The sequence below is a fragment of the Oceanobacillus alkalisoli genome (assembly GCF_021556485.1).
GTDB classification, from domain to species: Bacteria; Bacillota; Bacilli; order Bacillales; family Amphibacillaceae; genus Oceanobacillus; species Oceanobacillus alkalisoli.
The window spans coordinates 153,114-165,736 of record NZ_JAKGBW010000004.1; the positions used below are offsets into that span (position 1 = coordinate 153,114).

The 12,623-nt window shown below is 42.4% G+C and carries 10 protein-coding genes and 1 riboswitch; of the genes, 1 reads left to right on the forward strand and 9 read right to left on the reverse strand.

The annotated features are described in order from the left end of the window. Positions 1-22 precede the first annotated feature (22 nt). The 7 genes from LZD48_RS05970 to LZD48_RS06000 form a co-directional block, all read right to left on the reverse strand. Complete coding sequence (locus LZD48_RS05970; protein ID WP_235761831.1) at positions 23-1,168, reverse strand: alpha-hydroxy-acid oxidizing protein; 1,146 nt, start codon at positions 1,166-1,168, stop codon at positions 23-25. Between the two features lie 39 nt (positions 1,169-1,207). Beyond that, positions 1,208-1,870, reverse strand: a complete 663-nt coding sequence (locus LZD48_RS05975; protein WP_235761832.1) for a methionine ABC transporter permease — start codon at positions 1,868-1,870, stop codon at positions 1,208-1,210. Position 1,871: 1 nt separating this feature from the next. Continuing rightward, positions 1,872-2,888: a methionine ABC transporter ATP-binding protein gene (locus LZD48_RS05980; protein WP_235761833.1), complete on the reverse strand. Its 1,017-nt coding sequence runs from the start codon at positions 2,886-2,888 to the stop codon at positions 1,872-1,874. A gap of 123 nt (positions 2,889-3,011) precedes the next feature. Further along, a riboswitch (SAM riboswitch) is annotated at positions 3,012-3,123 on the reverse strand. Between the two features lie 52 nt (positions 3,124-3,175). After that, positions 3,176-4,369: a pyridoxal phosphate-dependent aminotransferase gene (locus LZD48_RS05985; protein ID WP_305082615.1), complete on the reverse strand. Its 1,194-nt coding sequence runs from the start codon at positions 4,367-4,369 to the stop codon at positions 3,176-3,178. A gap of 530 nt (positions 4,370-4,899) precedes the next feature. After that, positions 4,900-5,685, reverse strand: coding sequence for a carbon-nitrogen family hydrolase (locus LZD48_RS05990; RefSeq protein WP_235761835.1), 786 nt, complete (start codon positions 5,683-5,685; stop codon positions 4,900-4,902). A 186-nt stretch (positions 5,686-5,871) separates the two neighbouring features. Beyond that, positions 5,872-6,891: an Rpn family recombination-promoting nuclease/putative transposase gene (locus LZD48_RS05995; RefSeq protein ID WP_235761836.1), complete on the reverse strand. Its 1,020-nt coding sequence runs from the start codon at positions 6,889-6,891 to the stop codon at positions 5,872-5,874. A 246-nt stretch (positions 6,892-7,137) separates the two neighbouring features. Continuing rightward, positions 7,138-7,875: a glycerophosphodiester phosphodiesterase gene (locus LZD48_RS06000; protein ID WP_235761837.1), complete on the reverse strand. Its 738-nt coding sequence runs from the start codon at positions 7,873-7,875 to the stop codon at positions 7,138-7,140. Between the two features lie 679 nt (positions 7,876-8,554). Here LZD48_RS06000 and LZD48_RS06005 point away from each other — a divergent pair. After that, positions 8,555-8,836 (forward strand): hypothetical protein, encoded by a 282-nt coding sequence (locus tag LZD48_RS06005; RefSeq protein ID WP_235761838.1) that lies wholly within the window; start codon positions 8,555-8,557, stop codon positions 8,834-8,836. 57 nt (positions 8,837-8,893) lie between these two features. Here the strand turns inward: LZD48_RS06005 and LZD48_RS18860 are convergent, their stop codons facing one another. Both LZD48_RS18860 and LZD48_RS06015 read right to left on the reverse strand, forming a co-directional pair. Continuing rightward, on the reverse strand, positions 8,894-10,822 hold the full coding sequence (locus tag LZD48_RS18860) for a glycosyltransferase family 4 protein (protein ID WP_235761839.1): 1,929 nt from the start codon (positions 10,820-10,822) through the stop codon (positions 8,894-8,896). After that, positions 10,819-12,609: a hypothetical protein gene (locus LZD48_RS06015; protein WP_235761840.1), complete on the reverse strand. Its 1,791-nt coding sequence runs from the start codon at positions 12,607-12,609 to the stop codon at positions 10,819-10,821. The genes LZD48_RS18860 and LZD48_RS06015 overlap by 4 nt, the downstream gene beginning before the upstream one ends. Between the last annotated feature and the right edge of the window lie 14 nt (positions 12,610-12,623).

The window sequence follows — 12,623 nt, forward strand, 5'->3', positions numbered from 1 at the left end:
GTCTCCTTTTCGCTCTCTTCGCTTAATCTTTCACAATATGAATATTGCGGGCTGCTTTCACACTAGATGCACCTGCAAGAGCAAGGGATGATCTCGACTGCTGAATAAAGTTGGTGAGTACTTTTTCAACTCCAGCTTGTCCGCCGAGAGCTAAACCATATGCATAAGGTCTGCCGAGTAAGACGGCGTCCGCACCGAGCACAAGTGCTTTCACGACATCTGCGCCGCGGCGAATCCCACTATCGATTAAAATTGGAACTTCTCCCCCTGCTTCTTCCAGAATGGCAGGAAGCGCGTCAATGCTAGAGATAACGCCATCCAGCTGCCGGCCACCATGGTTTGAGACGATAATGCCATCAACACCACTTTCAATTGCAAGTCTTGCATCTGTCGGGTGCAAGATTCCTTTTAGTAAAATTGGAAGGGACGTGCGTTTCTTCAGCTCGGCAACATGCTTCCAGCTTAGTGTCGGATGATAAATATTTTGCAAAATCTCTTCCACAACAGATGCCTCATCGTCCTGCTTTAAAGTGGAGCGGAAGACTTCATCTGTAATATAATTCGCTTTCCCGTAACCTGCTTTCAGCGGGGAGAAACGGTTGCTCATATCTTCTTCACGCCAGCCAAACATTGTCGTATCAACCGTTAGAACGATTGCTTGATAGCCTGCTTCTTCTGCACGTTTTACCATATTAAAGGAAATAGCTTCGTTATTGGACCAGTACAGCTGGAACCATTTCGGACTATTTCCTGAAACTTCCTTTACTTCCTCGATCGAGTAACTGGAAACGGTGCTTTGGATATAAGGTACATCCAGTTTTGCAGCTGCTTTTGCAACCGCAAGTTCTGCCTCTTCATGCGTTGTTTTAAGCATCCCGATCGGAGCAAGCAAGAATGGATGACGGTACGTATGACCAAATAATTCTATAGTCGTGTCCACATTCGAAACATCATTTAAATATTGGGGAACAATCGAATACTTCTCGAACGATGCGATGTTTTTCCGCAATGTCTCCTCCCCTCCGCCTCCAGAACGGGTGTAGCCAAATGCGTTTTTCGACATTTTCTCTTTCGCTTTTGCCTCTAACTCTTCCACACGAAAAGGAAAGTCTTCCTCTATCTCCAAGTTCGCAATAAATGCGTCTGTCGTCTTTGTCGTAGTCGTCAAGACCTCTCCCCCCTTAAAAGTTGAGCTTTCTTCTTCCCATTAATCCTTCTTGAGACGTGCAGCAATCCGGTTACCGAGAGACTGGATTCCTTGAACAAGGATGATCAAGATAAAGACCGTCGCATACATGACGTCCACTTCATAACGCAAGTGACCGAAACGATATGCCAAGTCACCGAGTCCGCCTGCTCCAACGAGGCCGGCCATTGCGGTTGCACCGATCAAGCTGATTGTTACAATCGTTAAGCCTAAGATGATCGATGGACGGGCTTCCCGGAGCATGACGCTCCAAATAATTTTATGCGTTTTAATCCCCATTGCTTTATATGCTTCAATAATTCCGCTATCTACTTCAAGGAGCGAGCTTTCCAGTAAGCGTGCAAGGTATGGCGCTGTATAAATAACAAGCGGCACGATAACGCCTTGTACTCCAATTGTTGTTCCGACCAAGAATTTTGTAAATGGCAGGATGAAGAATAATAAAATAATAAACGGAATCGAGCGGACGATGTTAATTACTAAGTTCAGGAATTGATAGACGAACTTATTTTCCAATGATTGGCCTGGTCGCGTCAGCACAACGAGTATTCCTAATGGCACTCCGATTAAGATCGCGAAAAACAGTGAGATGATGACCATTTGAAATGTTTCCATGACGGCTTGTCCAATAATTGGCAGCCATTGTTCGATAAAGTTTCCCATTTTATTCTCCCTCCACTTCTTCTGTCGCGACCCCTTGTTCGTTTAAGAACTTCAAGGAGGCGTTGATTTGTTCCGGTTCGCCGATAAGATGAAGGATCAAATTTCCGACGATACCGTTTTTCAATTCCATAATATTTGCCGTTAAAATATTCGGCTTTACGTTAAACTTTTCAATTACTTGTGCGAGCAGCGGCTCCCCAGCACTTTCCCCGATAAAGGTCAGGCTTGTCACCGTACCATTTAGTTTCAATTGGCTGATGAGGGATGCAGATAATTTACGCTGCGAAATGGTATCTAAAAACCGCTTTGTCGTTTTATGACGAGGATCGGTGAATAATTCGATGGTGGAGCGCTGTTCGACAATTTCCCCATTTTCTAGAACCGTTACACCGTCACAAATCTTCTGGATTACACTCATCTCATGGGTAATGAGTAAGATCGTTATTCCAAGTTCTTCATTAATCTTAAGGAGTAAATCAAGAATGGAATTGGTTGTTTCGGGGTCAAGGGCACTTGTCGCTTCGTCACTCAGCAGAATTTCCGGTTCCTGTGATAATGCACGCGCAATGGCGACCCGTTGCTTTTGTCCACCAGAGAGTTGAGATGGGTAATTGTTCTTTCTGTCTCCTAAATCAACAATCTCCAAATATTTTTCGACACGTTTCTTCACTTCTTCTTTGTTGTAGCCGAGAAGTTTAAGCGGAGTTGCCACGTTCTCATAAACGGTGGCAGTCTTCATCAAATTGAAATGCTGGAAAATCATGCCGATCTTCTGTCGTGTTTTCCGCAAGTTTTCATTTGATAAAGCTGTTAGCTCTGTACCATTGATCGTTACCGTTCCGCTGTTTGGCTTTTCCAGTAAATTGACGAGCCGGATCAACGTACTTTTTCCTGCACCACTGTAACCAATGACACCGTGGATTTCACCTTTTTCCACATGAAGGCTGACATTATTGACTGCTGCCACATCCCCATTCTTAGATGGGAATATCTTCGTGATGTTATCTAATTTGATCATCTATCTATCTTTCCCTTCCAAATCGTCTCCAGATATAAAAATAGTCGGTGATACATTTTTTGTATTAAAATAGCCTCTCTTTTTTACAAAGAAAGAGAGGCTTGTATGTATGCAAGTTGTCCTCTCTCATCTTTCAAAACATGACGTTTTGCTGGAATTAGCACCTGTTTTATGTTGACCATAAAAAGGTTGCCGAGCTTCAACGGGCCAGTCCCTCAGCTACTCTTGATAAGAGATATAAGCTATTTAATTCTATTGATATAGAGTACAGCAAAAATCGTATTCCGTCAACTTTTAATTTCTTCACCTTTTCGGTCAGGGAAAATATTCAGTTTTTCAATCCGTTCGATTGCTTCCTTCAAACGTGCTTCGTCAACGAGTAAGCCAACCCGGATATAACCTTCCCCGTATGCACCGAAGCCATTTCCTGCAGCAACGGCCACATCCGCTTCGTCCAACAGCAAGTCGGCAAACTCTTCACTCGTATATTCTTCTGGAACCGGCAGCCAAGCAAAGAACGATCCACTAGGAGCCTCTACTTCCCAGCCAATGCGTTTACATGCTGCAATTAATGTATTTCTCCTGTTCTCATATAACTCGACTAACCTTTTTACGCTTGACTGTTCCTCGGTTAAAGCAATTGCTGCCGCATGTTGTACAGCTGGGAACAGACTAACAAATAAATGGTCTTGCAAGAGATTGATCGCTTCAATCATTTTCGCATTCCCGACCGCAAAGCCAACACGCCAGCCGGCCATATTATATGTTTTCGATAACGTATACAGCTCAATCCCGATATCTTTCGCACCTGCTGCCTCAAGAAAACTAACCGGTTTCTTCCCATCAAAGCCAATCGCACCGTACGCAATATCATGAACGATTCCAATGCCGTGTTCCCGGCCTAGCTGTGCCGTCTTTTCGAAAAATTCCTTAGAAGCAATAGCTCCCGTAGGATTATTCGGATAATTTAAGTATAATAATTTCGCTTCTTCTAGCTGTTTCGGCGTTAGCTTGTCATAATCTGGCAGAAATGCATTTTCATGAAGTAATGGCATCACTTCATGCCGCACATTCGCAAGCTTCACACCAGACAGATAGTCTGGATAGCCAGGGTCCGGCAGTAACATCATCTCTCCTTCATTCATTAAGGCGAGGGGTAATTCGACTAAACCGATTTTTGTACCGAATAAAACAGCGACTTCTGTTTCCGGGTCGAGTTCGACATTGTATTCCCGTTTATAAAAGTCAGCTGCTGCTTGCTTCAATTCCACTGTACCGCGAAACGGTGAGTATTGATGTGAATTTGGATCTGCCGCCGCTTTTTGTAAAGCTTCTACAATATGGGTTGGTGTCGGCTGATCTGGGTTCCCTTGCCCTAAATTAATAACATCGCGGCCTTCTGCATATGCTTTTGTCACTTTTTCTACGAGAGTTGCGAAAAATTGAACAGGCAACTCCTTTAAGCGATTCGAAAATTCCATTGACATAACCTCTTTATTCGTTTATTTACTCAATTTTTGCGCCATGAAATAACTAATTATTCCTTTATAAAGCTGTTGATTACTTTCATACAGCGTAAGTGTCCAAAACTCTCTTCTGGAGGTCCGCAGTCCAGACACTTCTCGCACCTGCTGAGCGGCCGGCAAGCCCCCTCGCGCTATCGCGCTGCGGGGTCTCGCCAGGCCTATCCTCCCGCAGAAGTCTCGAGGTGTCTGGACTGCTCCCAGGAAAGGTCGAATTTAGATTACTGTTTAATATTCCAGGAGTTGAATCCTTATCGCGACGGAATAATTTCTATTTAAAATAACCGTCTTACCAGTTCAGTTGCCCGGTGGACGGTGACTCCTGCGGGAACAGCACGAGCCTGGAGACCCCGCAGGGCGGCAGCCCGAGGAGCTCCGGCAGTGCCTAAGGATGCGCATCCGTCCACCGAGCAACTGAACGGTGATTAGAGAGCATTTCAAGAGAATGAGCAAATTATTTACGCTGTATGAAAGCAACAGGCAGTTTATTAATATAATTCCGGGACACGGCTTTCAAAAATTGGAACGCTTTTTCTTACTTCTGTTACTCTTTCTGGATGGATGGTGCCTCGTAATGTTTCTTCTTTATCTTCTGAACCTTTTGCTAGTACGTCGCCCCAGGGGTCAACAATTAGAGAAGCTCCGGTATATTCAACTCCGTTTAATGTACCGACATTGTTGGATGATACGACATACATCTGATTTTCAATCGCACGGGCTAGTTGCAGGCTGACCCAATGATTCGTCCGTGGTTTCGGCCATTCGGCAGGGATGAATAATACTTGTGCCCCGTCCAAAGCTAACTTTCGCGCGAGCTCAGGGAAACGCAGGTCATAACAAATGATGACACCCATGCGGATTCCATCCAGTTCAAAGGTCTGGACTTTTTCCTTGCCGCCCGTTAAAAATCCTGGTTCATTCAACATTGGAACGAGGTGCATTTTACTATATTTATAAATGAGATTGCCAGTACGATCAAAGACGAGACTTGTATTATACAGTTCATCATTTACTTTGTTGGCAATCGAGCCACCGATGATATTGATGTTATGTTCCTTCGCTAAGTCACTTAAAAACGTTTTAGTAGGCTCCAACGCTTCGTCTGCAATGGTCTGGAGCTCCTCTAACACATACGAGGTCGTCCACATTTCAGGCAGTAGGATAAGGTCTGGTTTATCATTTTTCACTTCCGATTCAACCCAGCGCCTCACTTTCTCCCGGTTATCCTGCGGGGAACCCGGTACAAGTTCCATTTGGTAAACTGCAACTTTCATCATATCCATCCCCTTTCAAATATATATCATATTAGCATACTTATACATAAAAAACATGGACGGGGGTAGGGTCCATGTTTGGCTGGGACATCGGGGGCAGAGCAACTGTCCCAGTTGTGATTCAGAGGGTGTAGATCTTGGTTAGCACGGTCGATTCGGTTCCATACCCTCTAGTTGGAGTAAAAATTATTCTTTGATATTGCTGGCGATTTTTTGGATTTCTTTTTGCGGTAGACCAGTTATTTCTTCAATGACACGGAAATCTAAGCCCTTTTCTATCGAGTTTTTAACTAATATTTCTTTCATTTCTCGTTTGCCTTCCTCTACACCTTGCTTCTTCCCTTCTTTCTTTCCTTCCTCACGCAACATATCTGCTAAACTCATCATAATTCCGCTCCCTTCCGGATAATTTTGTTTAATTTTTTTCGAAATTTCATCCATATTTCCTCGTGTCACGTTCGTCGCTGCACTAAAAATATAGTGCAGCATCGTCTCGAAGTATTCTATACCTGCCTGTTTATCTTCTAACTCCCGTAAATAAAAAATGGTTTTATCCATAACTTCAAGTAATTCTTGAATCGTTTCTGCCTTACGGATATCGCGGAGCATCGTAATAACGATCCGAACTCGGGCCTCGCCCTTGATTTCTTCATCTAAATAATCGGTGAAATCGAAAAGCAGGAATTGGTAGTTCGGAATAAAATGACATATTTCCGGTGGCAAGTCGTCATAATTTGCGATTAATTTACTAAGTTTATCAGGAGTATCCCAATTTGATTTTCCGTGATACAAAACTAATGGAATGACAGGTGGCACTGTTTTCAGGTTCTCTTTCCGCATCTTTGCGTCCCAAAGCTCCGCCATGTACTTCAACAATTGAAAGGTAACGGTTTGGTCAGCATAACTTTTGTGTTCGAACAGGAAATATACATACCCTTTTTTCCCAGCAATAGCTGTGCTGAAAAGTAAATCGGAGTAGTTTTCTTCCAGTTCTTTGTTGATGAAGCTGTCCTTCTCAAGTTTCAATGTGTCTGTGTCAAGAAAATTCAGAATAGTGGACGGTAAGTAGTAGTGTAAAAAACTTTTTGTTACTTTAATATGACTAAATGTTTCTTTAAAAAGCTTATCATGCGGATTTTCCACTTTCCTAACCTTCCGTTCGGGGTAACGAGAAGTTTCTTCTTTGACCAATAAGGGGTTCGCCATATTTCTCACTTCCTTCTGAGGATATAATGTTGAGGTGAAATAGTGTAAATTCTGAATCTATTATATCAGCTTCATCTACCCTAAACAACCGCGGGACAAATGCATGAACCCTCTGCCCCAATTAAAAAACATGGACGGGGGTAGGGTCCATGTTTACGCGATTCGTATATATTTAAGGGAGGGTTTCATTTTTAATACTGCTGCTGGAAGCATAATCGGAAAAGCAATGTACATGATTTTCTTCCATTAGATTCCCACTTTCTTCCAGTCTACAATTGTTTCCGGATAACAGATTGCTTGGAATTTTTCCAGTTCGGTTGTGGAAACAAGAACTTCCGGATAGTTTTGCATAAACTTCATTTCTTCAATCGTTTGAATCGTACCGACGATTGGCTGGATGTTCATCCTCTTAAGTACTGCGAGATCGAGCTTTTGCATCGCTTGAAAGTCGAACGTGAGCATATAATAAGAAGCATCCAGTTCTTTCAGTAAAAAGAAGTCATGAGTGTCCGGTTTGTCAGTAAGTAATCCGAGCTTAATTTGTTTTGATAAAATGCGCAGTCTTGCGAGCGAATGATGATTTTCTGAAATGATGAAAACATCTTCCATTGCTTGATGCTGGCGAAGAAGGTCATACACTTTTTCCTCAAGGCCGTAATAGAAACCGCTCTGTTTAATTTCGATAGCGGTTATTATTTTGCCTTTTGTTAGATGGATGACTTCAGCAAGCGTTGGAATCCGTTCGTCATGATTAATCGTGAACTTCAGAAGTTCCGCGTAGGTAAATTGATTGATTTCACCGCGGCCGCTCGTTACACGGTCAATGGTCATCTCCCGCATGACGACAGGGATATCATCTTTGGTCAGATGCACCTCCATCTTTGTATGGGAAAAGTTCAAATCGATTGCTGCCTGAAAAGAAGACATTGTGTTCTCGGGAAATTGTAATGGATAACCACGCTCAGCAACAGCCTGTATTTTCATTAAATTCTCCTCTCGATTGGGCTACATATCGATTCTATGCATCTTTACTTTTTATTATACATGAATACTCCCACCACTTCGTTTCTATGAAACTTGAAGTGGGGGTTTCTGGGGTATCGACTTTCAAGATGACGATTAACCACCAGTGGAGTTGACACATTGGTGTGCTAAAAACACCCAACCCCGCTATCCCATCGGTCTTGCCTTAGGGATTACTTTTATTTTACCATCAATGATACCGGTCTTTCGAACGTATGTGCTGCACTGTTTATAATATCATAAAAGGGAGGGAAATGCCACTATTAAAATACGAAGGTTACAAGGATTTTGGTGACAATATTTTATATATTCTCAACTGCCAAAACCGCCAATTCACCTCCCACCTAAAATCCTATGGAATTTTGAGGAAGGAGTCCTCTTGGCTTTTAAGATAGAGAATGTTAATTTCGGATTAATTGGGTAATAAATGTTTGTAAATTAGGAGGATAAGCGAGATAAAGTGAAACTTCATTCTGTGGGGGATCCCTTCCCTTCACTGAATGTTAATTGAACAGAATCAGGGATTTACGGACTGTATATCTCCCCCATCTTATTGGACTTCCCTTGTGTTTAAAGATGGGGTATTACAGACCGTAAATGCGTGATAAAATAGAAAAAGAAATTAGTAAAGGAGGCCGTGATGTTGTGGGACAGTAAAGTTACTTCCTGGAGAAGTTATCTTTTCCTCATTGCAAGTATCATAACGAGTTTATCGATGATTCTACTTGATCCGCTTTCGCAAGCCACGAGTGAGACGATTTCAGATATTGTAGCGAGTTTCATTATTGTTGGGCTGTTTGTTTCTGTCGTGATGATCGGGGTTACGTTTTTTTCGAAACGGGAGAAGAAGCTGATTCCGACTATTGCACTGATTATTACGTTACTTAATATTGGTGTCATAATTTTTCTTGCGTGGACTTAGGTGGATTTTGCATAGTGTTAGAGGGTACGTGGCCTAGTGTGGCTGCATACCCTCTTTTTAATTAAAAACGAGCTCCATAAGTTCTGTTGTAATATTTTGGAGGTCGTATCGTTCGTAAATGTGCTGATGCTTCGTTCGTTCGTTCATTTCGAGATTTTTAATTTTCTCCACCGCTTCATCCACGCTCGTGACGATGCATTCTTCAGGATAGATGAGATCTGCCCCTTCCCAATTGAACACAATCGGTGTTGCCCCGCTTGCCATCCCTTCCATTGGAGCGAGGTGGAATGCTTCAAGATCACTCGTGGATAAAATGACGCCAATGTTTGTCAGCCATTCGGGAATATCGGAGCCGAACGGGGAAAAGATGATGTTTTCTTTCCATGGTGCTTGATCTATTTTTTCAAAAACCTTCTGGAAATAAGCCATTTCCTCTGAACGCTCCTCGAGCCAAGGCAAGTCTTGTGGTAATCTACCTTTAATATGGAGTTTATAACGATTATCCTCTTGCCAGAGACGTTCAAAAATTTCTACTGCACGGTCGATTCGCTTTAACTTCGGAATAATGCCAATCATGCCAAGATGAAATCTGGCATCGTCTTTCTTCGCCAGCTGGAACTTTTTCGTATCGACCATGTTCGGAATTAAAGTAAGCTTATTACGTGGAATCCGGTGCACCTGATGGAACTCCTCGAGCATTTGCGGACTGATCGTAATAACATTTTCGACCTTCCGATAGTTTACTTTCTTCAAATAATCGGTCTGCAGCTCCTGACGATGAGCGCGGATATACAGCTTTTGACCCTGCTTCACATGATTTTGGTAAAAGACTGCGTTGCCAAGTCCCCATTCACAAAAAATGATATCTGCTTCCGCCAACAATGCGAAACTCTTCTTACGGCTGTGACGCTTATGCCCTTTCCAATTATCTAGCAACACTTTCTTACCAGCACGGGCACACGTTTCAATAAACGGGTAAAGGAATTTAAAATCATGCCCGGCAAATAGAATTGTTTCTTGTTTATTGTTAAGGGAGTGGATCGTCTCGAGTAGCTGTTGTTTGTTTCTTTCATAATCAAAGTTTTCAGCGAGTGTATAACATTTTTTGGTTGCTACGTAATAAATCTCCTCATTTGCAAGTAACTGGGGGAGAATCGTTGTTAAGTCATTTGGGTGCTGGATGAATAATGGATAATCCTCACCAAGTAAAGCGATAAACAGTTCCTTTTCCGGCACGATGACTGGCTTCCCTTTTTTAGCATAATCAAGGAAGGGATGGATATCCTCCTCCAGCACGATTCCAATATCCGTTTCCGTGTCCAGGCTATAATAATCCGTCTCATTCCCTTTGTAGCGCCAGTCGAATGTTGGTGCTTCAAGTTTAATTTTTTCCATAACTTCAGGAAGGGAATCAGTCGTCTCCATTTCCGCAGAAATTTCGGCAATCCCGCGTCTGTTGACGAAGGCAGGAGTCCGAGCCGGGACATTTACTTTCCAAGTTGGTAAATAGATTACCTTTTCCTGCAGTGAGCTGGAATGATTTAAGATTTTCTTTCGCTCCATGGAATCCGTGAGTATAAATGGATAAACTTCAAGCTTGCCCGTTTCCGATTCCTCTTCTGCTGACAGGAAGGGGATAACTTTTTCGGCTGAGATTCTTGTCAGTTTGTTCACTTCCTCGAGTTGCCCCATCCAAATGAGCGTATCGAATTTTTCCATGATTTTTAAATACGTAATGGCTTTTTCTGTCGTATTGATGACAGATGACTTTTCTTCTGAGCGTTTCGCTACTGAAAATAGATTGTTGTTACGTGCATTCTCAGGGATGGATTCCTGGATTTCATCGAGTAACTCCGTTGTTTCCGCGAGAATATCAATTTTTATTCTTGTGTCAGCAGCTAGTATGTTTAAAAGTGAAAAGAATGCATCCGAGTGGGCTGCATAGGTTCTTTCAGCGAGATGGATTAGTATATTGAATCGTTTCACTTCATCTTCTCCTTTGGAACGAACGTCTCCAGCAAACTAGCAAGCGTTTGATGCGTGTTTTTTGCCGTTAGGAAGAATTGAGCAAATACAGGTTTATTTTTCTTGATGGAATAGTCAACAAAAGAAGTCATTCGGAAGTAATACATCATGTTGATACTGTCTTCGATGTAAAAATCGTCGTATTCCCTGCTGCTGTCTACAACTCCAACGTACGTACTCTTCGTCAGCTGCTCAAGCGAGTAATTCTTAACTGCAAAGCTTGCGATATAGACTTTGATGTTATCTGCGGCAAGTAAATGGTTGATTGCTTGTTCGAAACCTGTGAATGGTGTGATAAACAATATCCAGTTGACACGGTTCGCTGTCTGTTTTTCAATCGTGCGGACGACGTTTTGATATTCCTGTTCCGTTCGGATTGAAAAAATAATCGTTGCGGATGGAAGTCTTGTCGAGTGCTCGATTTTAAGACTTTTCGTAATAAAATGCATGAAATCACGATAATTATGCTTCCATCGTATGGTGCGACTGATTGCCCGATAATCATCAGCTGCTTTATCAGGATTATGTTGATAGTCAGTGATCAATTGCTTGAGTTCCGTCTCCGTTTCGACAGTTCGTGCTAAATTTTGGAAAATATTGCTTTTCAAAGCAGATTTTTCACAGATTACAAGATTACCCTTCGAAAGTTGTTCCTCGATTTGTATTTCGATATTAGCGGCTGCTGGGATAGTTTCGATATGAAGCAGCTGCTTGCTCCGTGTTGGTTGTTTTGTTGGTTCTGTTGCTGATTCCGCTTCAAAGCCGGTGTCTGGTTCGGCTATTCTTGGGCTCAGCACCGTTACAGTCGGGTGTTTTTTGAAAACATCGATGGAAGGTGCACCTATTGTGTATGGAATAAGATGTATTGGTGTTTCGCCGGCTGCCTGTTTGTACGCGTCATAGATTTCAGGATCATGGATGAGCACGAATTTGAAATCGGCAAGCCGTTCCTGAAGTTTCTCATACGGTGCCGCTGTTTGTTTATGCCAGACAATCATTGGAATGTCTGACGTTTGGCACCAAAGGATAAGCCTGCCAATTGGAGAAGTCCGGTCATGTATGTCTCCCCAATTGCCATCCTGCAGCTCTCCTGCTTCCAAAAGGATAAAATCAGGAACATTGTTTGCGAGCGTTTTTTCATAAACATCTGGTTGCAGACGAGTTGCTTCGGTGACTGCATTCAGGCTTATGATCGCGCTTTGCGGCAAAACTCCTGCGAACGTCAGGTTATTCAGGTGACGAATCGACGTTTTCTCCTTCTTTTCCACCGGTAAAAATGGTGACGTGAAAATATTGCGTATCTCCATTTCCCCTTCTCCAGCGATACGGATAGCTAAACGGGCAGCCTTCGTTGTCGGTTTCGGAGTAATTTGTTGTAACTGATTTAATTGAATTGTATGTTTTTTCGTCTGCTGATTTTCTTCATCGTATTCAATTAGGTAGATTTGATAGTTGAGCGAGTTTGTCGTATGCCCTTCGATGAAAATTGAGTTTTGAGGATGAAGGATGAGTTTATTATGACGTTCTTCCAGCTTAGAATAGTTGGAATTTGACTCCCAAAAGTTTACATATGTACTGTCCGTTGTTTTTGATTGCAGATGAATTTTATGATTTTCAATAGAAAGATCGATGAGTGACGGTTGATGGAACCAATTTTTACTGTCAAAAAACTTTGCTGGCAGAAAATCGATATGCATCGATTCTGGTTTCTTCAGTTTGTTTTTAATCTTTTCGATAAACAGCATCATAAATCCCTCACCTT